This window comes from Sphingobium sp. B10D7B (assembly GCF_025961955.1).
Classification (GTDB): Bacteria; Pseudomonadota; Alphaproteobacteria; order Sphingomonadales; family Sphingomonadaceae; genus Sphingobium.
Genome location: NZ_JAOQOQ010000001.1, coordinates 2,592,257 through 2,614,665 on the forward strand (window position 1 = coordinate 2,592,257; position 22,409 = coordinate 2,614,665).

Annotated in this window: 24 protein-coding genes; 12 read left to right on the forward strand and 12 right to left on the reverse strand. The window is 66.4% G+C overall.

What is annotated here, in order from left to right:
* Positions 1 to 39: 39 nt before the first annotated feature.
* The 5 genes from M2331_RS12315 to M2331_RS12335 all read right to left on the reverse strand — a co-directional run bounded on the left by M2331_RS12315 (position 40) and on the right by M2331_RS12335 (position 8,017).
* On the reverse strand, positions 40 to 2,520 hold the full coding sequence (locus tag M2331_RS12315) for a TonB-dependent receptor (protein ID WP_264592380.1): 2,481 nt from the start codon (positions 2,518 to 2,520) through the stop codon (positions 40 to 42).
* Positions 2,502 to 3,485: a FecR family protein gene (locus tag M2331_RS12320; RefSeq protein ID WP_181560549.1), complete on the reverse strand. Its 984-nt coding sequence runs from the start codon at positions 3,483 to 3,485 to the stop codon at positions 2,502 to 2,504. Before M2331_RS12320 ends, M2331_RS12315 begins: the two co-directional genes overlap by 19 nt.
* Positions 3,475 to 4,017 (reverse strand): sigma-70 family RNA polymerase sigma factor, encoded by a 543-nt coding sequence (locus tag M2331_RS12325; RefSeq protein WP_181560550.1) that lies wholly within the window; start codon positions 4,015 to 4,017, stop codon positions 3,475 to 3,477. The genes M2331_RS12320 and M2331_RS12325 overlap by 11 nt, the downstream gene beginning before the upstream one ends.
* Before the next feature lie 304 nt (positions 4,018 to 4,321).
* Positions 4,322 to 7,531: an autotransporter domain-containing protein gene (locus M2331_RS12330; protein ID WP_181560551.1), complete on the reverse strand. Its 3,210-nt coding sequence runs from the start codon at positions 7,529 to 7,531 to the stop codon at positions 4,322 to 4,324.
* A 150-nt stretch (positions 7,532 to 7,681) separates the two neighbouring features.
* On the reverse strand, positions 7,682 to 8,017 hold the full coding sequence (locus tag M2331_RS12335; RefSeq protein WP_184117267.1) for a c-type cytochrome: 336 nt from the start codon (positions 8,015 to 8,017) through the stop codon (positions 7,682 to 7,684).
* On the opposite strand from M2331_RS12335, the gene M2331_RS12340 reads away from it, so the two are divergent.
* The 5 genes from M2331_RS12340 to M2331_RS12360 all read left to right on the forward strand — a co-directional run bounded on the left by M2331_RS12340 (position 8,007) and on the right by M2331_RS12360 (position 10,897).
* Positions 8,007 to 8,180: a hypothetical protein gene (locus M2331_RS12340; RefSeq protein WP_184117268.1), complete on the forward strand. Its 174-nt coding sequence runs from the start codon at positions 8,007 to 8,009 to the stop codon at positions 8,178 to 8,180. The genes M2331_RS12335 and M2331_RS12340 overlap by 11 nt on opposite strands.
* 30 nt (positions 8,181 to 8,210) lie before the next feature.
* Positions 8,211 to 8,639: a GFA family protein gene (locus M2331_RS12345; RefSeq protein ID WP_181560553.1), complete on the forward strand. Its 429-nt coding sequence runs from the start codon at positions 8,211 to 8,213 to the stop codon at positions 8,637 to 8,639.
* 136 nt (positions 8,640 to 8,775) lie between these two features.
* A complete protein-coding gene (locus tag M2331_RS12350; protein ID WP_413715145.1) occupies positions 8,776 to 9,003 on the forward strand; it encodes a hypothetical protein in 228 nt (75 codons plus the stop codon).
* A 14-nt stretch (positions 9,004 to 9,017) separates the two neighbouring features.
* Entirely contained in the window at positions 9,018 to 9,947 is a 930-nt protein-coding gene (gene rarD, locus M2331_RS12355; RefSeq protein ID WP_181560554.1) for an EamA family transporter RarD, read from the forward strand.
* A complete protein-coding gene (locus M2331_RS12360; protein ID WP_181560555.1) occupies positions 9,944 to 10,897 on the forward strand; it encodes a DMT family transporter in 954 nt (317 codons plus the stop codon). Before rarD ends, M2331_RS12360 begins: the two co-directional genes overlap by 4 nt.
* Here the strand turns inward: M2331_RS12360 and M2331_RS12365 are convergent.
* The 7 genes from M2331_RS12365 to M2331_RS12395 form a co-directional block, all read right to left on the reverse strand.
* Positions 10,860 to 11,519 carry a DUF938 domain-containing protein gene (locus M2331_RS12365; protein ID WP_181560556.1) on the reverse strand — a complete coding sequence of 220 codons (660 nt, stop codon included), beginning with the start codon at positions 11,517 to 11,519 and terminating at the stop codon, positions 10,860 to 10,862. The two genes, M2331_RS12360 and M2331_RS12365, sit on opposite strands and share 38 nt — an antisense overlap.
* A gap of 80 nt (positions 11,520 to 11,599) precedes the next feature.
* On the reverse strand, positions 11,600 to 12,586 hold the full coding sequence (locus tag M2331_RS12370; protein WP_181560557.1) for a zinc-binding alcohol dehydrogenase family protein: 987 nt from the start codon (positions 12,584 to 12,586) through the stop codon (positions 11,600 to 11,602).
* Between the two features lie 52 nt (positions 12,587 to 12,638).
* The gene (gene xth / locus M2331_RS12375; RefSeq protein WP_181560558.1) at positions 12,639 to 13,412 is read right to left on the reverse strand and encodes an exodeoxyribonuclease III; all 774 of its coding nucleotides are present in this window, start codon (positions 13,410 to 13,412) and stop codon (positions 12,639 to 12,641) included.
* 98 nt (positions 13,413 to 13,510) lie between these two features.
* Complete coding sequence (gene erpA, locus M2331_RS12380) at positions 13,511 to 13,834, reverse strand: iron-sulfur cluster insertion protein ErpA (RefSeq protein WP_181560559.1); 324 nt, start codon at positions 13,832 to 13,834, stop codon at positions 13,511 to 13,513.
* A 122-nt stretch (positions 13,835 to 13,956) separates the two neighbouring features.
* Positions 13,957 to 14,628: a M23 family metallopeptidase gene (locus M2331_RS12385; RefSeq protein WP_264573551.1), complete on the reverse strand. Its 672-nt coding sequence runs from the start codon at positions 14,626 to 14,628 to the stop codon at positions 13,957 to 13,959.
* A 110-nt stretch (positions 14,629 to 14,738) separates the two neighbouring features.
* Positions 14,739 to 15,545, reverse strand: coding sequence for a ferritin-like domain-containing protein (locus M2331_RS12390; protein WP_181560561.1), 807 nt, complete (start codon positions 15,543 to 15,545; stop codon positions 14,739 to 14,741).
* The gene (locus tag M2331_RS12395; RefSeq protein ID WP_181560562.1) at positions 15,536 to 16,273 is read right to left on the reverse strand and encodes a sulfite exporter TauE/SafE family protein; all 738 of its coding nucleotides are present in this window, start codon (positions 16,271 to 16,273) and stop codon (positions 15,536 to 15,538) included. Before M2331_RS12395 ends, M2331_RS12390 begins: the two co-directional genes overlap by 10 nt.
* Positions 16,274 to 16,462: 189 nt before the next feature.
* Between M2331_RS12395 and M2331_RS12400 the strand changes: the two genes are divergently transcribed.
* The 7 genes from M2331_RS12400 (at position 16,463) to M2331_RS12430 (ending at position 22,165) form a co-directional block, all read left to right on the forward strand.
* On the forward strand, positions 16,463 to 17,683 hold the full coding sequence (locus tag M2331_RS12400; protein WP_181560563.1) for an MFS transporter: 1,221 nt from the start codon (positions 16,463 to 16,465) through the stop codon (positions 17,681 to 17,683).
* 87 nt (positions 17,684 to 17,770) lie between these two features.
* Positions 17,771 to 18,253 carry a UPF0262 family protein gene (locus M2331_RS12405; protein ID WP_181560564.1) on the forward strand — a complete coding sequence of 161 codons (483 nt, stop codon included), beginning with the start codon at positions 17,771 to 17,773 and terminating at the stop codon, positions 18,251 to 18,253.
* A gap of 18 nt (positions 18,254 to 18,271) precedes the next feature.
* Positions 18,272 to 19,009: a GH25 family lysozyme gene (locus tag M2331_RS12410; protein WP_264592381.1), complete on the forward strand. Its 738-nt coding sequence runs from the start codon at positions 18,272 to 18,274 to the stop codon at positions 19,007 to 19,009.
* Positions 19,006 to 19,485, forward strand: a complete 480-nt coding sequence (locus M2331_RS12415; protein WP_181560565.1) for a cytidine deaminase — start codon at positions 19,006 to 19,008, stop codon at positions 19,483 to 19,485. The genes M2331_RS12410 and M2331_RS12415 overlap by 4 nt, the downstream gene beginning before the upstream one ends.
* Before the next feature lie 57 nt (positions 19,486 to 19,542).
* Positions 19,543 to 20,097, forward strand: coding sequence for a dCTP deaminase (gene dcd / locus M2331_RS12420; protein ID WP_181560566.1), 555 nt, complete (start codon positions 19,543 to 19,545; stop codon positions 20,095 to 20,097).
* Between the two features lie 85 nt (positions 20,098 to 20,182).
* The gene (locus tag M2331_RS12425) at positions 20,183 to 20,962 is read left to right on the forward strand and encodes a metallophosphoesterase family protein (protein ID WP_181560567.1); all 780 of its coding nucleotides are present in this window, start codon (positions 20,183 to 20,185) and stop codon (positions 20,960 to 20,962) included.
* A gap of 372 nt (positions 20,963 to 21,334) precedes the next feature.
* Entirely contained in the window at positions 21,335 to 22,165 is an 831-nt protein-coding gene (locus tag M2331_RS12430) for a 23S rRNA (adenine(2030)-N(6))-methyltransferase RlmJ (RefSeq protein ID WP_181560568.1), read from the forward strand.
* The last annotated feature ends 244 nt before the right edge of the window (positions 22,166 to 22,409 follow it).

Sequence of the window (22,409 nt, forward strand, 5' to 3'; positions counted from 1 at the left end):
GGCCCTGGGCTCCTGTTTTCGCAGGAGCACGCGGGGGACCTAATAGCGATAATCCACCGCAATGCGCACGGTGCGCGGGCGCTGGGGGGTGGTGTAGCCGCCGGTGCCGGTGCCAAAGGGCGTGCCGAGCGCGAAGCGGTTGCCGGTTGTGTCCAGCAGGTTGGTGAGGGACAGCGCCACTCCCCGTCGCGCATCGCCGTAGCGGGCGGTGACGCCGGTATCGACATAATCGCCTTGCTCGTCGCCCAGCACCGGCCCGATGCCAAGGCGCGAGGGACCGATATATTTGAGCCAGCCGGCCAGCCGCAGATCCGCCGCCCCCAGCGGCACGCGATAGTCGATGCGCGCCTGCGCGGCATATTCGGCGACATTGGGAATGCTGCCGGGCGAGGCATCCGCGCTGAGCTGACCGAGAGAGCCCAAAGCGGGAAGCTGGGCCAGGGCGTTGGTCACCGGCAAATCGGTGGCCCGCAGCGCGGCGAGCCGGAACGCCTCGGGCGTCAGCGCAATGACGCGGCTGTGATTGTAGACGGCATTGAGATCGATCTGCAGCCCCTCGAGCGGGAAGAGCGAGAGGCTGCCGGCTATGGAGGTGATGCGGCCATTGCCGATATTGGCCGTGGTTGGCAGCCCATTGCCGTCGATGAAATCGGCCTGGATGTCGCGCCAATAGGCGTAAGCGGCCGAAAGGCTGGCCGCGAAACCATAATAAGCGCTGCCCGCCCGCACCCCACCTTCCAGGCTCTGGATGTGATCGTTTCGGAACTGGCGGACGAACTGGGATTCGATGGCAAGGCCGCCGGGCCGGAAGCCCTCCTCATAGCGGGCATAGACGGTGAGGCCCGGCACCAGATGCGCCAGCACCTCGCCGGAGGGCAGCAGCTTGGTTTCGGTTCGGCTCGCAACAATATCGCCACCCTGCAGGGCAAACAGCGGCTGCACATCCTCCGCGCTGCCGCTCAGCCGGCTGTGCGTGATCCGCCCGCCGCCGCTCAGCAAAATGCCGCGCGACACCTCGACGCTGAGCTTGCCATAGCCGGTCAGTTCCGTGACGCGATTGCGCACGCCCGTGGCAGCGGCGCGCAGCGTGGTGAGTCCGAAGGCGCGGCGCTGCTCGGCCTCATTGTCGATGGCGCTGACGCCCAGCACCCAGCCAAAGCCATTTTCGACCGGGCGCCACAACCGCGTCTCGCTGGTCAGCATCCGCGTGCGGTTGCGCTGCTCGAACACGCGTGGGAGCGTGTCCGTCCGTGTCGCATCGAAGCGCTCGTCCAGACCGTGGCTGACATAGGCATTGGAGGACTGGAAGCGCAGCGCGCCGAAATCCTTGCGGACCACCAGCGTCGCCATGCCATAATCGGCATTGGCGTCCTCGACGACAAAGCTGTTGCGGGTGAGCGGCGGGGCGTCGCGGTCGGCATATTGGGAATCGTCGATGAGCGTCGACTGATAGATGCCACCGACATCCACCGTCCATGCATCGCCCAGGTCCAGCCGCAGCACGGCCCGGCCGCCAGCGATGCGCGTGCGGTTGACATCGTTCACGCCGCGCACCGGATTGTCGATATAGCCGCCGTCGGTGATGCCATAGCCGGTCAGGCGCAGGGCATGGCCGCGCGTGCCGATGGGCATGTTGACGGTCGCGGCGACATCGGCGCCCGGCTCGCCATGCTGGGTGAAGCTGAGCCCAGCGCTGGTCTCAACCGTGAACCCGCGCGGATCAGGATCATTGGGCACCAGCCGGATGATGCCGCCGAGGGACCCCGCACCATAGAGCGTGCCCTGCGAGCCCTCCAGCACCTCGACCTGCTTGATGTCCTGCAGGCGCAGATCCGGGTCCGGCGCATTATAGGTGAGGCGCAGGTCGCCCAGATACTGCCCTACCGTCGCCTGCGTTGGCCCGGTGAAGCTGGAATCGGCGATGCCCCGGATGAACAGCTTGTTGCGCCCGGAGCCAAGATGGGTGGAGGCGACACTGGCCAAGCGCGAGGCGACGGAGTCCGTTCCGCGCTCACCGCCAAACCGCAGGTCACTGCCATTAAGCAGATGCACCGCGCCCGGATAATCCTCATAGCGCTGATCGAGCTTGCTCGCGGTGACGACAAAGGATTCAATCTCGGGCGGCGGCGCAGGACGCGGCGGCGGCGGGGCGGCCCGCCGTTTGGGCGTTTGCGTCTGCGCCACGGTGGCAGGGGTGCTGACGGCATCGATCCGCCAGCTTGTGGCGCTCAACTGCACGGCCCGGCTGCGCGTGCCGGCCAGCATCCGCGCAATGGCCTCGGCCGGCGTCATCGTGCCGCGCACGGGCTTGACCTTTGTGCGCCAGAGCGCGTCGCTCGTCACACTGATGCTGATGCCGGCCTGCCGCGCGAGCTGCGGCACCCGATCGGACAAGCGCCCTGCAGGCACGTCGATGGGCCGGGTCTGCGGCGCCTGCGCGGCCGCCGGCCCGGCGACGCCCAGCAGCGCCGCCGTGGCGAACAGCGCCAGCTGGGCACGAGCTATCTTGAGAGCGTCCACCCTCCGCTTTCCTTTGTCGCAGAGGTGCCGGAAAGGGCCGCGAGATCGTTCACCAGCCGTTCCTCGGGCAGATCGGTGCGGAGGGCCCCGCGGAAGCGGATGCCTGCCGCCGCTGGCGTGGTGCGCAGGGCAATGCCGGTGGTGCGCGCGACTTCCGCCGCGACATCATCCAGATGCACACCATCATAGACGAGCTGGCCGGCGCGCCAGCCGCCTACCGCTGCGGGACTGACCGCGCTCAGGTCCGTCGCGCTGCCATCATCCCGCACGGTGAAGCGATAGCCGGCATCGACGCGGATCGCCGCGCCGCGCGGATTGTAGACCACCGCGCCTTCCGACACGGCCACGCTGATCCGCCCGTCATTGCGCGCGACATCGAACACCGTGCCGACATCGACCAGCTCGGCGCCGCCGACCGACACACGGAATGGCGCAGCATCCTTGTGGACGACGGAGACGAGCACCTGCCCTTCCTCCAGCTCGATCCGGCGCGGATCGCTGCGACTGAGCTTGACCGAGGAGCCGCCGTTCACCGCGATCTCGCTGCCATCGACAAGGGTGACCACTTGCGAGCGGCCCAATGGGGTCTTCACCCGGTAGCTATCCGACGACGCCTGAAACAGGCCGATGCCGACCATGCCGGCGATGGAAGCCGCCAGCGCGCCCCCGACCCACAGCCGACGGCTGAAGCGACGCGGCATGGACGGTGTGGCGGGCGCGGCCCGGCCCCCGTCCCGCGCCACGGCGGCGCCCTCCGGCCAGATATCCTCCGGGCGGGCGGGCAAGGTATCAAGATCGGCATCCAGCGCGGCGAGCTGGTGATAGGCGGTCGCATGGGCCGGATCGCGCTCCAGCCAGTCGGTGAAGGCTTCCCAAGCGTTGAAGGCCGGATCGCGCTGGCGCATCAGCCAGTCGATGGCCGCAGCGTCCGCCGGATTCATCCCCGCCTGCCGATCATGCGTCATCGGACTGTCTCCTTGCGGCCAGCAGGGCAGCATAAGCACGGCGCAGATCGCTCTCGACCGTGCTGAGGCTTACCCCCAGCTCGGCGGCAATTTGGCGCTGGGGCACGCCATCGAGGCGATAGCGGCGGAAAACCTGCGAGGCGCGCGTGCCCAGCGCCTCCAGCGCGCGGTCTAACCGCCGCAAATCCTCGCGCACGATCAGCTGCGCCTCGGCACTCGGCTCGGGCACGACCTCGCCCATGCCGCGCGCCTCCGTCCAGGCTTGATCGCGGGCCCGGGCCTGCCGCTCGGCACGATAGCGATCGACCATGAGGTTGTTGGCGGCGCGATACAGATAGCCCAGCGGATTGCCGACCGGGCCGGTAGGGCGCTGGGTGACGCGCATCCACAATTCCTGAAACAGATCCTCGGCGGCATCCCCGGCGCCATGGGCAACCAGAAAGCGGATGAGCTGGACGCGATGCGCCATCAGCGCACTGGCCAGCCCCTGCCCTTCGACAGGACCGGTATCGGTTCCCGTTTCACCTCTCATGGTCCGTCCGTTGTGGCTTCCCTGTGCCTTCATCGCCCGGCACCCTGTGTCCCGGGTCGCACCTGAAGCTCCTGCGCGGTATAGCCCGCTGACACCACCACGCAAGGGCCGGTGCGGCCCGCTCCACACAGGCTCCACGCCCCCTGAGCGAACGGCGCAAAGGGATTGTGAGCCAGCGTGCGTGCAGCGATCGATCGCAAGGACGGTCATCTCCATTCAACTCCGGGTTGGGCAAGAGGGAGTTGGGGGGTGGTGGGCACGGTTCCACGCTCCCTCTTGCCCGCACACCGGCCTCAAGAACCGTTTAGAGGCCGATGCGAAGACTGGCGCGCAGCGACAGGGCCCAATTGCCCTGATACTGCTCCGCGCCGAGTTCACCGCCGATCTGGAATCCGCTGTTGCCGGCGACGCCGCGCAGGCGCCCGACCCAACCGCTTTCCCGATCATCGGGCAGCAGCGTGAACGCCTCGCCACCCTTGAACTGCGCCACCGTGGTGCCGAGATTGCCGCTCACGATCTCGCGACGACCGGCCTCGACCTCCAGCCGGGACCAGCCGGACCACTCATCCTGGCCGCCCATGTCGATGCCCAGCACTGCGGTGCCGGTGACCGCCAGCTCGTCGCTGGTCCGCGAGCGCACGATGAGGTTCATGGCATCGCCGCCGCCCGTCTCGGTGTAGCCATTCTCCTTCAGCCGGAAATAATCGAGCGACACGACCGGGCGGAAGGAGATGCCGCCCTGCGACACCCAGTCGTAGGAGAGCGTGCCCATGGCCGAATAGAGCCGGGCATTGCGATCGCTATTGGCGGTCAGTGTGGTGGCAGTGCCATCCTTCAGCCCGTCGAAGCTACGCTTGCCTTCCAGATCGACAAAGCCGACCGACCCGCGCGCCGTCGCCCGCAAGCGCCCGGTCTTCAGGCGCCAGTAGCCGGCGACCTCGATCTGGTTAGCGGTCACCTGATTGGCCGTGTCGCCATCGCGATTACGGCCCCACAGATAGGCCACCGACGTGCCGAAGCTGCCAAGGCCGGTCTTGATTTCGGCGCCGCCGCCAAAGCCCCAGCCGGAGGTCTCATAGGCCGCCGTGTCACCGCGCCCCTTTTCGACGCCCCAAACGAGCTGGTTGATCCAGTAGCCCCATTTGCCTTCATCCTTGAACGGGCCGGTGGGGTCATCCAGCATCCGCCCGAAGGTGCGCGATCCTTGGGTGACGACCTGGAAGGTGCCGCCGGCATGATCCGGCAGAAGCTGGCGCAGGCTGGTGCGGAAGTCTTCGCCATCGGTGATGCCGAGGAAGGCGGTTTCCACCCGTTCGTCCTTGGAGAGGGCGGCATAGATCGCATCGAATGCCGCAGCCTCCGAGCGGTTGAGGCCTAGGTCCGCAGTGGTCTTGCGGCCGAGGGTCACGCTGAGCGTGTTGGCGCTGCTGCTGAGCGTCGCCTTGTAGAGATAGGGCACTAGCGCGGTTTCGGCATTGAGGTTGCCGGCGCCTGTGAGCGTGCCGGCGGTCAGCACCAGATGATTGCCCACTGCATTCTCGATATCGCTGACCCGCAGCACCAGCCGCGAGTCCGCCGCGAAGCTCGCGGTGCCGGCGACCGAGAGATAGGCCGTGCTGTTGCCGGCCGCCCCCAGCGTGATGCCGAGCGCGCCCTTGTCGGTCACGGCCAGGCTGCCGATCTGCGCCGGGCCCGTGAGATCGAGTGCACCGCCCGCAAGGCTGAGCGCCAGTTGGCCGGCATTGGCAAAGGTGCCGGAATAGACGGCGGTACCGCCAATCGAGAGCGTGCTCGCGGTGCCGCCGAAATCGGTCGTGCCCTTGAAGCGCGACGTGCCGGCAAGGCTCATCGTGCTCGTGCCAGTGCCGAAGGCGACATTGCCGGTGTAGACCGCATCGCCACGCAGTTGGAGCGTGTCGGCTCCGGCGCCGAAGCTGGTGTTGCCGGTGACTGTGCCGTCCGCAATGTCGAACACGTCATTGCCGCTGCCGAACCGGACATCGCCCACAATGCTGGGCGCGGTGGCGCTGGCGGCGACCTCGGTCTGTTTGACGGTCACGCCGCTGCTGTTGGCGGTGAGATCGATAGCGATGTTGCGCCCCGAATCCGCCTTGGCGCCGGTCGCCGAGATGGCGCCGCTATTCTCGATCAGCGTCAGGCCGCCCGAGGCGTCGACGATGGCGACCGCGCTGCCGGCCTCGCCGGTCGTCGCCTTGATCGTGCCGGCATTGCGCAGGGTCGGCAGGCTGGCGCCGGCATCGACGCGTACGGCGGTCGCCGTCGCGCCATCCTTGCTGGTGCCGGTCGCCTCGACCTTGCCGGTAACGTGCAGCAGCGGCGTCGACGCCCCGGCGCCGAGGCGCAGGGCCGTCGCCGAGGCATCGCGGGCGGAGGCCTCGACGCTGCCACTGATGCCGATGCCCCCGGCGATGGTCACGGCGCCACCCTGGCCGCCGACGAGCAGGCCATTGCCCTGCACGCCGGTGTAGAGGCCGCTGCCGGACACGGTGCCGTCGATGATCAGGCCGTAGCCGCTGCCCGTCGCCGGCACCGCACCGATGGCGATATCGCGCCCGGCCGCGCCGATCCGCATCGCCGGTGCCGCGCCATAAGAGCGCACGACGGCAGAGCCTTCCTCGCTGTCCTTGATGCCGTCCTTGTCTTCATCATCATCGGTGGTGCTGCTGTCTTTGGGGGGTACGGCAAGGATGATGCCGCCCGCGACATTGCCTTCCACGATGACCGCCGAGCCGCCCTGCAGCAGATCGTCCGCATCCAGCTTGGAGGGGTCTGACGGCGGCGTGGTGTAGCGATAGCCCGTGGCGCTGATCGCGCCCTGAATGGTCAGCGTGCCGCCGACATTGCCGAGAAATGCCGCGCCGACCGCATTGACGCCCTGCGCGCCGACCGTGCCGGCGAGACGGACATTGCCGCTGATATCTCCGGCCTGCACGCCGATCGCACGATCCCCCAGCACGCTGGTCGTGCCATCGTGCGAGAAGGCGCCGGTGAGCGGACCGCCCAGCCGGATGCCGAAGGAATCATTGCCCTCGATCTGGATCGTGGCACCGCGCGCCACGGTGATGGCGCCGGAATAGGCGCCCAGCGTGCGGATGCCGTAGCGCCCGGTGCCGACCGCGAACGGCCCGTCGAGATCGCCATCATTGTCGCCGTCGGTGGGCGTGTAGCTCTCATCAATGATGATCTTGCCGCTGTGGACGATGCCGCCCGACGTGCCGGCATTGGCGACGATGCCCGCGGCATTGTCCGCATTGCTGATCTGGATTGTGCCTTCATTGGTGATCTTGTTGGCACTGTTGACCGTGACCGCAACGCTACCCGCGCCGGTCAGTTCGATCGATCCCGCCGAGCCGATGTTGATATCGTCGGCCGCGCCATTGTTGGCGGTGGCCGTCGCGATTGCGGTGGTCCGCTTGGTCGTGATCGAGGTTTCCGCTGACGCCGCACTGGCAAGAGCGAAGGCGCAGGTGGAAGCAAGCAGGAAATGACGCATGAATACTCCGCTGGTCGTTCAGTACCGGGGAGTGTTCCCTCCCCCCTTGACCAGCAGGACGGAGCCGAGGGCATACAGCCTTGGCTCCGACCGATATTCTGCGCCGCGTGATGCGGCGACCGGCGGACTGAGGCCCGCCGATCCCGCAGCTTACTGCGGTTTTGCCGCCACGCTCATCACATAAGTGGCGACGTCGTTGATGTCCTTCTCGCTCAACTGGCCCTCATAGCCGGGCATGGCGCCGGCACCCTTCGTGACGCGCTCGACGATCAGCGCGTGGGTAAGGTTGGCATTGCCATCTAGCGAGGGGCCGATGGGGCCGCTGGCATCAGCTGCGGCCAGCGTGTGACAGGCGCCGCATACGGTGCTCTCGAACACCTGCTTGCCATGGGCAGGATCGCCGGCGGGTGCATCGGCTGCCTGCGCCGGAATCAGGGCAAGCGGTGCTGCGGCGAGCAGGGCGGCAATCGCTGCTATGCTCGACATCTTGGCGGCGTTTGCGCGTGTCACAGAAAATCCCTCCATCCGAATCATTGCCATTCTAATCATCTGCGCCCTAAGTCAGGATCGACAAAAAAGTCCAGAACCGCGCCTGACGCTCAAGGCCTTCGTCCCGACGCCTGAACCGGGGCGGCTGAACGGCGGCTGACGCGCGCGACAAGACGAGAGGAGCAGAGCCATGGGCCAGGCAGACACGACGCGCTTTTCCGACGTGCGCTTTCCGCAAAGCGGTGGGTGCCAGTGCGGCGCGGTGCGCTATGAACTGAGCGCGCCGCCGCTGGGCATCTGGGCCTGCCATTGCAGCCTGTGCCGCAAGCAGAGCGGCAGCGCCTTTGGGCTCTCCATGGGGGTAGCTATCGAGAGCCTGGCGTTCACGCAGGGGACGCCGGCGATCTGGACGCGCAACACCGACTCCGGCCATCGGCTCGACTGCCTATTCTGCGCCGACTGCGGATCGCGGCTGGTCCATCGCCGTCATCGACATGAAGGCATGCAGACGCTCAAACCGGGCACGCTGGACGATACGAGCTGGGTGGTGCCGGGTCGCCATTTCTTCGCGGAGACGGCGCTGGATTGGGTGAAGCCGCTGATTCAGGGCACGGACTAACCGCCGATCTAAAACCTATTTGGAATATTTTTTGAGATTTATCATTCCAAATTGACGTGTCTGCGCCTGAGGCTGCAAACACCTCAAGTCTCTGGTGCCCCCTGCACTTGCCAATATCCCCGGTCAGGCCCATGGGATGGGGATGCTTTCGCTGCTCTCCATTCTGATCGGCGCGGTCGCGCTGATTCTTGCCATTCCCGCCATCATCCCCGGCCTTGGCTGGGCCAATTGGGTGATTGTGCCGATGGCCCTGTTCGGGGCGCTGATCGGCCAGTTCGCGGCCGGCACGGGAGCGCGCAATTTCTGCCTCGCCGTCGCCGCCTTCGGCATGTTGCGCCTGTGGGCCGGCGGCGGAATTTTCTGAACGAGAGCGGCAATATGAGCAGCCAACCCACCGACATCGCGGATGCCGAACAGGCGGCCCAACGGCGCGCTGGCCTGCTTGCCGGTGTTGGCGCCTATGCGATCTGGGGCCTGATGCCGCTTTATTTCAAGCTGCTCGGCCATGTCTCTCCTTTCGAGATCGTGGCGCACCGGGTGATCTGGTCCGTCGCCTTTCTCGCCATCGTGCTGGCGGCGATGCGGCAATATCGCGCCTTCGTCGCGATCTTCAGCCAACCCCGCATTCTTGCGGCGCTGGCGCTGAGCGCGGTGCTGATCGGTATCAACTGGCTGGTCTATATCTGGGCGGTGGACACCGACCATGTCGTGGCGGCGAGCCTGGGCTATTTCCTCAACCCGCTGGTCAATGTGCTGCTTGGCACGCTGGTGCTCAAGGAAGTGCTGCGCCGCCGGCAGGCTGTCGCCATCGGCATCGCGGGGGCGGGCGTGGCATTGCTCGCCATCGGCGAGTGGCAGACTCTCTGGATCAGCCTCGCGCTGGCGATCAGCTTTGCCTTTTATGGCTTGGTCCGCAAGCTGACGCCGGTGCCCTCGACCTCGGGTTTGGCGGTGGAGACGCTGGTGCTGTGCGCCCCGGCCCTCGCACTGGTCAGCTTTTATGCGGCGCAGGGCACGCTGGCGTTCGGCGACGATCGCTGGGTGACGATCGGCCTGATCGGCACCGGGGCGCTCACCTCCGTGCCGCTGATCCTGTTCGCGATTTCCGCGCGCGCCCTGCCGCTCGTGACGCTCGGGCTGATGCAGTATATCGCTCCCTCGCTGCAGTTCCTGTGCGGGGTATTCCTGTTCGGCGAGCCGATGTCCGCCGGGCGCTGGGGCAGCTTCCTGCTCATCTGGGTCGCCCTCGCACTGTTCGTGTGGGATAGTCTGAGCGGCGCTCGCGCGCGGCGGCGCACGCTGGCATGAGCAGCGCCGCCGCTGCCGCGGCCCCCTCCGCACCCGCACGCCGCGACCGGCCCCTGTTCGCGATCATGCTGCGGCTGCTGGCGATGATGATGATCGGCGCGACCTACGCCATCGGCAAGCTGCTGATCGAGCGCGGCGCCAATCTGGCCGAAGTGGTGTTCTACCGGCAGCTGTTCGCCTTCCCCGTCGCGGCGATCTGGGCGGTCGCACTGATGGGCACAGCGCTTCTGCCCAAGGCGCCGATGCGCACCCATATCACCCGCACCAGCCTCGGCATGATCGGCATGTTGCTCAACTTCGGCGCGGTCGCATTGCTGCCGCTGGCGGAGGCGACCTCCATCGGTTTTACCATGCCGATCTTCGCCACCATCCTCTCCGCGCTGCTGCTGCGCGAGCAAACCGGCATTCACCGCTGGAGCGCGGTGCTGCTCGGCTTTGTCGGCGTGGTCATCATGACCCATCCGGACTCCGCCAATTTCGCCTCCGCCGGCGTGTTCGTGGCACTCGGTGGGGCGATGGTGACGGCGCTGGTCGCCATCGTATTGCGCGATCTCGGCAAGCGCGAATCGGCGCCGATCATCGTCTTCTGGTTCACCCTGCTCTCGCTGCCGCCGCTCGGGCTGATGCTGATCTGGTATGGGCAAAGCCACGATCCCGTCGCATGGCTGCTGTTCATCGGCCTTGGGCTGACCGGCGGGGCGGCGCAATTGTTCATGACCTCGGCCCTGCGCTACGGGCCGGTCTCCATCGTCATCCCCATGGATTACAGCCAGATGATCTGGGCCACGCTGGCCGGCTGGCTGCTTTGGTCCTACTGGCCGGAGCCTTCAACGTGGGTGGGAGCCGGGCTGATCGCAGCGAGCGGGCTCTACATCGCCTGGCGCGAGCATGTGCGCCGCCGCGCGCTCACCGTCAGCCCGGATGAGGACCGCGCCGGAAGATCAGGCTGAGATTATTGGCCGGCATCTCGACGACGCGCTTCAGCTCGAACCCTTCGGAGGCAGCCGCCGCCTCGACATCATGTACCCAGCGCAGGCCCCAGGCGGGGTCGCGCGCGCGCAGCGACTCATCGAAAGCGAGATTGCTTGGGGCAGTCTCCACCTCGCGGCGGAAATAGGGGCCGTAAAGAAAAAGCGGCGCGCCTTCCGGCAACAGCATCGCCGCGCCGTGGAGCAGGCCGAGCGTCGCAGCCCAAGGCGAGATATGCACCATGTTGATGCACAGGATCGCGTCCGCCTCGCCGATCGGCCACGCCTCGGGATCGGCAGCGTCGATCTGCAGCGGCGGAGCGAGATTGGGCAGCGCCACCTCATCCGCCCAGGCGGTGATCGAGGCGCGCGCGACCGGGTCAGGGTCGCTCGGCAGCCAGCGCAAGGCAGGGAAGCAGCGCGCGAAATGCACGGCATGTTCGCCCGAGCCGCTGGCGATCTCCAGCACGAGCCCGGTGGCCGGCAGGGTCTGCGCGAGCAATTGGGCGATGGCATCGCGGTTGCGCACCGTGGCGGGAGCATGACGCTTGCCGCCCCGTGCGGGGGCTTCACCGGTCAGCCAAGGCTTCGACCTGTCATCCATCGATCCATGCTCCCTGTTCAAGCTCACCCTCTATAACAGACCGGGCGACGAAAAGAGGCATCAAACCGACGTAAAATGGCTCAATCCCAGCGCATGACGGTCTTGCCGATCAGCGCACCGGCCTCCAGCGCGGCGTGCGCATCACGCAGCGTGTCGACACTGGCGGTGAGTGTTCGGGTGCGGGTGGAAACCAGCGTGCCCGCATCGACCAGCGCCGCCACCTGCCGCAGAACCGCCTGCTGTTCGGCCATGCGAAAGCCGTTGCTCGACTTGGCGAACATGAACTCCCAGTGGACCGAGAGCGCCTTCTGTTTGAACGGCAGGATGTCCAGCGCGGCGGGATCGTCGATGACCATGAGATGGCCAAAGGGGCGTAGCAGCGCGGGAATGACCGGCAGATAGGCATCGGTATGCGTGGTGCTGAAGATGGCATGGAGATCATGCAGGCCCAGCGCCGCCAGTTCGGGCTGCACGTCACGGCCGATGACATGATCGGCGCCCATAAGCTGCGCGAAGGCGACCGTCTCCTGCCGGGACGCGGTGGCGATGACGGTGGCCGGGGTCAGCGCCTTGAGCAGCTGGATCGCCATCGAACCGACACCCCCTGCCCCGCCGATGATCAGCACGCGGCTGTCCGCATCATAGACGATGCCGCGCTCCAGCATCGCCTCATAGGCGGTGAGCGCGGTCAGCGGCAGGGCGGCGGCATCGGCGAAATCGAGGCTCGCGGGCTTGTGCGCGACAAGGCGATGATCGACCGCTTGCAGGCGGGCATAGCTGCCCGGCCGGTTGAGATCGCCGGCATAATAGACCGCATCACCAACCGCAAAGCCCTGCACCTGCGCACCCACGGCCTCGACGATGCCAGCAGCATCCCAACCGAGCACGACCGACGCATTCGCCGTGCCGCCGCGGCGCTGGCGGATCTTGGTATCGACCGGATTGAGCGCGAAGGCCTCAATCCGGACCAGCAGATCCTGCGGTCCGGGCACCGGATCGGGCAGATCGCGCAGGGTGAGCGCAAAGTCCGTCAGCGGGTGGGCGGCGTCATAAGCAAAGGCCTTCATCGCGGGTCGACTCCTGGCTCCTGAATTGGGCATCTGGTTGGAAAGGGCGCCGTCAGTCCTTCAGGCGGACCCAGACCGGGGCGTGATCGCTGGCTTTCTCCCGCCCGCGATAAGCCTTGTCCACCTGCGCATCGACCAGCCGGTCGGCAGCAGTGGGCGAGAGCAGCAGATGGTCGATGCGGAAGCCTGCATCGCGCTGCCAGGCCCCAGCTTGATAATCCCAGAAGGTCCACACGCCGCCGAGCGGATGGCGGGCGGCCAGCGCATCGGTCCAGCCGTCGTTGAGCAGGGTCTTGTAGGCGGCGCGGCTCTCCGGCTGCATCAGTGCGTCGCTGGCCATGGCGGGCGGCGACCAGACGTCGCGATCGAACGGGATGACATTATAATCGCCGGCGAGCACGGCGGGCACTTCCTCCGCCCAGATCTGCGCCGCGCGGGTGCGCAGCCGGGCCATCCAGCGCAGCTTATACTCGAACTTGGGACCGGGAACGGGATTGCCATTGGGCAGATAGATGGAAGCGATGCGCACGCCGTTCACATCCGCCTCGATGTAGCGGCTGTGCTCGTCTTCCGGCTCGCCCTCCAGCCCGCGCGTCACTTCCTGCGGAGTAGCGCCCTTCGCCAGAATCGCGACGCCGTTAAAGCCCTTCTGGCCGTGCCAGATGGCGCCATAGCCGGCATCTTCGATATCCTTGATCGGGAAGCCTTCGTCCTGCGTCTTGATTTCCTGTAGGCAGGCGACGTCCGGCTGGGTTTCCGTCAGCCACTCGACCAGGCGCGGCAGCCGCGCCTTGATGCCGTTGATATTGAAGGTCGCGATCCGCATGAACTAAAGCCCTTTTGCCGGCACCTGCCAGTGAGGGTCCGTCTTAGGGAGAAGCGGGGCGCTTCGACAAGCGCGTCCCGGCGCAAACGCTCAGAAAGTCAGACCGAGAAGCTGGTTCCGCAGCCGCAGCCGGCGGTGGCATTGGGATTTTCAACCTTGAAAGCCGCACCACCGAGATTGTCCACAAAATCAACCACGCAGCCGCGCACCAGATCGAGGCTCATGGAATCGACGACCAACTTCACGCCGTCCGTCTCGACCATCACATCGTCCGCCTCGGGCGCATCGGCCAAGCCGAAGCGATACTGGAAGCCGGAGCACCCCCCGCCTTCCACCGCGAGGCGGAGAATAGCCGGCTTGCTCTGGCGCTCGGCGATCCAGGCAACCCGCGCGGCGGCGGTGGGAGAGAGGCTGATATCCATGGCTGCTAGATAGGACGCACACGCCGCAACGGCAAGCGGCGGCCCGCAAGGGAGCCGCGCCGCGCTTGACGATGGAGAAGAAAACTCAGGACAGCCTGCTCACCCGAGCGGGCGAGCGGCGATCAACGATCGCGGTTGTCGGTGGGACGGTTGGCTTCCGGGCCACCCATGGCGACCTGACGATCACTGTGCTCCTTGGCCTCGGCCAGAGCCAGCTCGTAATTGGTGCCTTCCAGATAGGGCATCGGGTTCACGGCGCTGCCGGCGATGCGGACTTCATAATGAAGGTGGCTGCCGGTCGAGCGACCGGTGGAGCCCATCAGGCCGATGAGCTGGCCGCGACGGACGCGCTCATTGGGCTGGGCGATCAGCTTGGACATGTGGCCGTAGCGGGTCTCGAGGCCGTTGCCATGGTTGATCTCGACGAGATTGCCATAGCCGTTCACCCACTGCGAGCGGCGCACGACGCCATCGGCCGTCGCATAGATCGGCGTGCCGATCGGGCCGGGAATGTCGATGCCCTGGTGCATGCGAGCGCGGCCGTTGAACGGATCGCTGCGGGTGCCAAAAGAAGAGGTGAGACGCACATCGTCTACCGGCTGGCGCGACGGGATGGAGGCCTTGCTGTCCGTGCTCTGCTCGGTGGACTGCTCCATCTGGACCATCGCCGAGAAGAGCGAGGCGAACTGGGCGTCGTGGCCGGCATCGGCCAGAGCAGGAGAGGCAACCATCAGACCGGCAATCGCCAGAACCTTCGCGGCAGCTTTGAGGACACCCTCTTTGGCGAAGGTCATAGCGCTCGAATCGATCATTTGGACCCCGTGATGGGCCGTGACCGACCCCTCAATGTTTTTGTGTTTCCGGCTCATGTGAACCGGCTGGGGCTTTTCGAGCGAAGAACGGGTTAAGGCGCAAGAGGCAGGTAGAAATCGCGCGTCAAACCGGCCTGACTCCGCGCTGAGTCGTTGAACGGCGGCTTAACGGCACCGCGAAAGTGGCGCCGAACCAACATTTGGTAGCTTTCCTGCGGGTTTGCGCCGGATCGATTCATCGACCACAAAAACCACTTCGTCCCTGCGCCGACATGACGAACTTCGTCGTCAACGATTCGGGTTAGCATCCGCGCGGTCCGCTCATCGTTGAAATGCCTGAACCGCACGATGGTTTCCGGGGTGATGTCCAGCGCCCGCGCTTCCAGCACCATCGGGACGATGGCGAGGCGAGCAGCGACGTCATGCGCGGTTTCGATCGCGGCCTCCCACAGACCGTCATGGGCGGGCAGATCGCCATAGGCGCTGCCCAGTTCCTCCAGCCGGCGCGCAAGCAGGGCGAAATGCATCGCCTCGTCGGCACCGACACGCAGCCAGTCGTCGGCAAAGTCGGGCGGGAAGTCCGCGCCAAAGCGTGCGATGAGATCGAAGGCCAGGTCGATGGCGACGAATTCGATATGCGCCAGCGCGTGAATCATCGCGATGCGGGCGCGCTCCGAGCCACCCTTGCCGCGCTTGGGCATGCGGTTGGGCGGCAGAAGCTCAGGGCGCTCGGGCCGGCCGGGTCGGTCTGGCGGGGGCGTATCGAACCGGTGCGAGAGGCGCCCGAGGCGCCAGTCCCGCGCAGCCTTGCGCGCCGCCATCACCTTCTCGCGCGGATTGCTGCATTGCAATACGGCGACGCAGGCCTCGCCCAAGGGGGCAGGTTCGGTCAGAGCCATTCCATCACCGCCTTCCCGATGTAGAGCATGCCAATCGCGGTGACGATCCACGCCGTATAGCGCCGGAAGTGGCCGTCACTGATCCGGTCCAGCAGTCGCCCGCCAAGCATCGTGCCGACCATGGACAGCGGCACGGCGATGGCGAACACCCACCAGGGCGGCATGGCACTCCGACCGGCAAGCAACATGGGCATACCAAAGACGCCAATCTTCGCGATATGGCTGAAAACCTGCCCCGCCGCCTTGGTCGAGACGATCTGGTGGCGGGTCAGCGGGGTGCGAACGAAGAACACGTCCATCATCGGGCCGGCAACGCCCGCCGTCAGGTTGAGACCAGAGACAGTGAACCCGGCGAGGAAGGCGTGGGAGGGCCGGGATGCATCGAGGGCGATCCAGCGGCGGGGCAGCCAGACGACCAGTGGCACCAGTCCGAGGAGCAGAAACAGCAAGGGCCGCGAGGGCGAGAAGCCGACCATCGCGACCACCGCACCTGCAGCAAAAACGCCCAGTGCGTACGTGCGCATGATCGGCCAGACGACATGTTCGCGATGCACCACCGCGCGCCAGCCATTGGCGACAAGCTGGAGGATGCCATGCGTAACGAACGCCGCGGACACCGGCAGCAGGAAGGCGAGGATGCCCATCAGCAGCAATCCCCCCGCCATACCGAAGATGCCGGAAAGAAACGCGGTGGCGAAGGCCGCGATTATGATCAGGACGCCCGTCATCGTCGGCGCGGTTAGCCGCTTTTGGTCGGCCCGTCACCCGCCTGCTTGCCCATCACCAACGCGCCGCCGCATCAGTCTTGCCGGGCGAGAACGACGCGCCTAGGGCGAAACCGTGTGACGGATCAATGATCGCGACAGCACGGAGGGGCCAGGCATGATGAGCGCGCAGCAGATGAGGGACCAACGGCCATGAGCAGCGGGGGCACCTTCTCTCCCTTGCGCCACCGGACCTTCCTGCTGATCCTGCTCGGCAGCCTGTTCTCGCACTTCGGCAATGCCATCCAGTCCGTGGGCGCCGCCTGGCAACTCACGATCACGGGTCAGCCGGCCGACGTCATCGCCCTCGTCCAGAGCGCGACCAATCTGCCGATCATGCTGCTGGCCCTGCCGGCCGGCGCCTGGGCGGACATGTTCGACAAGCGGCTGGTGATGCTTGGCGCGCAGACCGGCATGGTCTCGCTTTCCATCCTGCTGGCGGCGCTCGCCTTTGTCGGGACGACACCGCCGGGGCTGCTCATCGGCCTCACCGCCCTGCTCGCGTGCGGCGTGGCCTGCTTCAACCCGGCGCTCGCCTCCTCCATCGGCAGCATCGTGCCGCGCAGCGAACTGGCCGCGGGCGTCGCGCTCAACATTCTGGCCTTCAACATCGCCCGCAGCCTTGGCCCGGCCATCGGCGGCGGCATCGTCGCGCTGGGCGGCGCGAAGGCCGCCTTCGTCGTCAATGCCCTCTCCTATCTGATGGTTATCGTCATCCTGCTGCGCTGGCGCACCGCGCCGCCAGCGCCGGCCACAAGGCGCCCGCTGCTGACGGTGATCGGCGAGGGCTTCCGCTTCGCGCTCGGCTCCCCGGCGATCCGCACCGTGCTGGTCCGCGCGATCAGCTTCACGCTCGCCGGCAGCGCCGCCTGGGCGTTGATGCCGCTGGTCGCGACGCAGATGCTCGGCCGGGGATCGATGACCTTCGGCCTGCTGCTCGGCGCACTCGGCCTTGGGGCCGTGATCGGCGCAGCGAGCAGCACCTGGTTCCGCCAGCGCTTCTCGAGCGAGGCGATCATCCGCGGCGCCGGGCTCCTCTATGGCGCGGTGTGCGTATGCGTTGCGCTCGGCATCGGGCTGGTGCCCACACTCGTTCTGCTGGTGCTGGGTGGCGCCGGCTGGGTGCAGGCGCTTTCCGGTTTTGCCGTCGCCGGCCAGATGTGGTCGCCCGCCCCGCTTATCGGGCGCATTACCGCCATGGTGAGCAGCCTCACCTTCGGCGGGATCGCGCTGGGGAGCTGGCTGTGGGGCCATGTGGCGCAGGCCCATGGCGTTGCCAGTGCGCTGCTGTTCTCCGGTCTGGCGATGCTGGTTCTGCCGTTCATCGGCCTGATCTGGCCGATGCCCCGGCACGAGGGCGCTAAGCCCGCCTGAGGCTCTGCGTCCGCGGGGCCTGCTCGCCTCTCCTCTGCCCCACGCTCTTGCCGCCGCTGGCCCACGCGCCTAGGGAAGCAAGGGACCATGGCCGATCCCCGCATCATCGACATCGTGCTCGACGAGAAGACGATATTGTGGCGCAGCGCGGATGTGGAGCAGGAACGACGGATCGCGATCTTCGACCTGCTGGAAGACAATCATTTCGCGCCCGTGCGCCAGCATGAGGACGGCTATGCCGGCCCTTACCGGGTGTTTCTCCGCGTGGCGGACGGGCGGCTGGTGATCGAACTGCGGCGCACGGACGACAGCGCGCTCGAAGCGATCATCCTCGGCCTCGCCAGCCTGCGGCGCGCGATCCGGGATTATTTCGCGATTACGGAGAGCTATTATCAGGCGATCCGCCAGGCGACGCCGAGCCAGATCGAAACCGTCGACATGGCCCGGCGCGCCGTCCACAACGATGCCGCCGAATTGCTGCGCGGGCGGCTGGAGGGGAAGATCGACGTGGATTTCGATACCGCGCGGCGGCTGTTCACGCTGATCTGCGTGCTGCATATCCGCGCATAACAGGACTAACGAAAAGACATGAGCACTACCAAGGCCAAGCGCATGACCAGCGCTCCGGGCGCCCGGCGCCGGCGGATCAAGGTGACGCCGCTGCGCCTCTTCATGCTGCTGCTGGTGATCGGCGGCGGACTGGTGGCGGGCCTCTTCACGCTCGCCCGCAGCTGGACGCCCTCTGCCAAATATTTCCCCGTGCAAGGCATCACGCTGAGCGCCCAGAGCGGCGCGATCAACTGGCGGATGGCCCGCGCGGCAGGTGCCGACTTCGTCTATCTGCGCGCCACTGATGGCGCGCGCGGGCGGGACAGCGCCTTTAATGATTATCTCGCCGGCGCGGTCGCCAACGACATGCGCCACGGCGCGATCCATCGCTATGATCTGTGCAGCAGCGCCTCGGCGCAGGCCACGCGGTTCATCGCCACCGTGCCGCGCGACCCGCAGATGCTGCCGCCGGTGGTGGAAATGGGCTTCGACCTGCCCTGCACGGCGCGGCCCAACCGCGATACGCTGCTCGCCGAGCTGAACACCTTCCTCAACCAGATCGAAACCCACTCCGCCAAGCCCGCCGTGATCCGCACCAGCCGCGAATTCGAGGCGGCCTATGACGTGGCCGGTGGCATCAACCGCACCTTGTGGGTGGACGGCGACTTCTTCGTGCCCGATTACACCACGCGTCCCTGGACGATGTGGACCGCCTCCACCTGGAAGCGGGTCAACGGCATCGAGGGGCCGATCGAATGGAATGCGGTGCGGCAATGAGCGATGAAACGACCCGACAAGACTTGACAGCGCCGACCCCGGACGAGCGCACGCTGATCGACGCCGCCCGCGGCGCCATGGCGCAGGCCCATGCGCCCTATAGCCGCTTTGCAGTCGGCGCGGCCTTGCGGCTGACCGACGGGACGATCCTCACCGGCGCCAATTTCGAGAATGCGAGCTACGGCCTGTCGCTCTGCGCCGAGAGCGTGGCCATCGCTGCCGCCAATGCGCAGGGGCAGCTGCGGGACATCGCGGCGATCGCGGTGACGGGCGGCGCGATGGACGGCGGGGATGGCGGCGTCATCACGCCCTGCGGTCGCTGCCGGCAGATCATCAAGGAGGCGCAGGATATGGGCGGGCGCCCGCTGACGATCCTGTGCGCCACGCCAGATGGCAGCGCCGTGCTGCGCCTTACGCTCGACGCGCTGCTGCCGCACGCCTTCGGCCCGGCCAATCTCGGCATCGGCCCGGGCTGATCCTCCCTATATCATCGCCTCTGGCATTCGGCGCGGCGAGCGATTAGCAACGCCCCCATGGCCATACTCTCCGACAAATGGATTCGCCGTCAGGCGCAAGAAAACGGCATGATCGAGCCGTTCGTGGAAAGCCAGCGGCGCGAGGGCTGCATCAGCTACGGCCTCTCCTCTTACGGCTATGACGCGCGGGTGGCCGAGGATTTCAAGATCTTCACGAATGTCGACAGCGCCGTGGTCGACCCCAAGGACTTCGCCGCCAACAGCTTTGTCGACCGCAAGACGGACGTGTGCATCATCCCGCCCAACAGCTTCGCGCTGGCGCGGACCGTGGAATATTTCCGCATTCCGCGCGATGTGCTGGTGATCTGCCTCGGCAAATCCACCTACGCCCGCTGCGGCATCATCGTGAACGTGACGCCGCTGGAGCCGGGCTGGGAAGGCCATGTGACGCTGGAATTCTCCAACACCACGCCACTGCCCGCCAAGATCTACGCCAATGAAGGCGCCTGCCAGTTCCTGTTCCTGGAAGGCAATGAGCCGTGCGAGACCAGCTATGCCGACCGCGCAGGCAAATATATGGGCCAACGGGGCGTGACGCTGCCCAAGCTCTGACCGCGCCGGCATGGCATCGGAAAGCTTTTGCTAAGCACGATTGCGCTGGCCGGATCGCTCCTGCTCGCTTTATATGGAGCGGCACATGTTTGGCCTCTTCAAATCAAAGTCAAAGCCTGAACCTCTGACCCACGCGCCCGACCTGGGCGAGGGCCGCCGCGTCTATGCGATCGGCGACATTCATGGCCGGCTGGATCTGCTGCTGGAACTTATCGATCTGATCGCAGCCGACGACCATAGCCGCGGCCCGACCGGCAGCACGCAACTGGTGTTTCTGGGCGATTATGTCGATCGCGGGCAGGACAGCAAGGGTGTGATCGACTATGTGCTGCAACTGCGCGACTGGTGGCCGAACATCCTCTGCCTGCGCGGCAATCATGAGGAAGTGTTCGCCATGGCCGTGGAGGGCGATGAAAGCGCGCTGCGCTTCCTCACCCGCATCGGCGGCCGCGAGACGCTCCTCTCCTATGGCGCCAGCGAGGCCGATCTCGATACGATGACGCTGGGCGAACTGCGCGACTGGCTGACGAGTGCGGTGCCGGATACGCATCGCGCCTTCCTCGCCGGGCTGACGGACAAGGCGATCATCGGCAATTACGCCTTCGTCCACGCCGGCGTCCGGCCCGAAGTGCCGCTGGACGAGCAGGACGAAAAGGACCTGCGCTGGATCCGCGAGGAATTCCTGTTCTACGACGAACCGCACGATTATTTCATCATCCATGGCCACTCGATTACCGAGGCGGTCGAGCAGCGCGAAAACCGGATGGGAATCGATACCGGCGCGTACAAGTCCGGCGTGCTGACGGCGGCGGGGCTTGAGGGCACGGAGCGGTGGTTCCTCTCGACCGGTAAATCGGGGGGCTAGGTCGGCTCCGTCGGGCACAACGCAGACATTGCGATGAGTGCAGCCGGACTGCCCTCGCTTCCCGTCACCTACGGCTCCCCACCGCGCCGTTCGTGTCGAGCGAAGTCGAGACACGGTTGGTACAGGCCTCGCGTGTCTCGACTTCAGCCAAAGGCTGAAGTTCATCCCGAGCGCTCGCCTGCGGGCAGTCGAAGGGCTCGACACGAACGGCGCGTCTGTTCTGAGCACATAATGCGATCGCGCCGAGGGGCCATCGCCACGGGGTTGAGGCTGCGCGCAACTGCTTTAAAGGCTTCCGCTCACGCTCTACGAGCGCCTTGTCGGTCGCCGCGCGTTCCCGCCCGGCCGCACGTGTCAGGAATTTGAATCACCATGAATTATCGCCATTCCTTCCATGCCGGCAACAGCGCCGATGTCGTGAAGCACAGCCTGCTGATCGCCCTCGTGCGGGCCTTGCAGCAGAAGCCGGGCGCCCTGACCCTGATCGATACCCATGCCGGCTGCGGACTGTACGACCTTGGCAGCGAGCAGGCCCAACGCACCGGCGAGGCCATGAACGGCGTGCTGCGCGCCTTTGCCGATCCGAACCCCTTGCTTGGCGACTATCGCGCCGCCGTGCAGGCGGTGAACGTGGGAGCCGAGCCGCGCCTCTACCCCGGATCGCCGAAAATTCTGGCGCAGCTTCTGCGCCCGCAGGATTTGCTGATCCTCAACGAAAAGCATCCCGAAGACGCCTATGCCCTGCGCGGTGTAATGCGCGGCACGTCCGCCGCGGTGCACGAGCGCGATGCCTACGAGCTTTGGCTGGCGATGGTACCGCCCCGCACTGCGCGCGGCGTGGTGGTGGTCGACCCGCCCTATGAGCAGACGGACGAACGCGCCCGCATCACCGCCACCCTCGCCGCCGCTCACCGCAAATGGGCGCATGGCGTGACGGTGATCTGGTATCCGCTCAAAGACCGCGCCACGCATCAGCGGTGGAGCGGGCAACTCCGCAAGCTCGGCATCCCGAAATTCTTGCAGGTGGATCACTGGTTATACGATGCCGACCAGCCGGGCATCTACAACGGCGCGGGCCTTTATATCGTTAACCCGCCCTACGCCTTCACGCAGGCGCTGCCGCCTCTGCTGGAAGCCCTGCGGGCCACGCTGGCGCCGGAGGGGCACAGGGGCGAGATTAAGGCCGATTGGTTGAGCGAGTAGGGCAACATTCGAGCCGGGGCGGCAGTGGGTTCGAAAGCCCCCGTTTGCCGGTGGGTCAGCGCATGGCCGGTCCTTCGATACGCTGCTTCGACAGGCTCAGCAGCTACTCAGGACGAACGGAGGCTTGTCGGCTACGGTGTCGTGCCCGGACAGGCTGCTTGTAGAGCATAGGCAGTTTGCCGCCGTTCGGATGACCGTGCTGGGTCTAGGAAGCAATCTTAGCCCCTCCTCTTCAGAGGAGGGG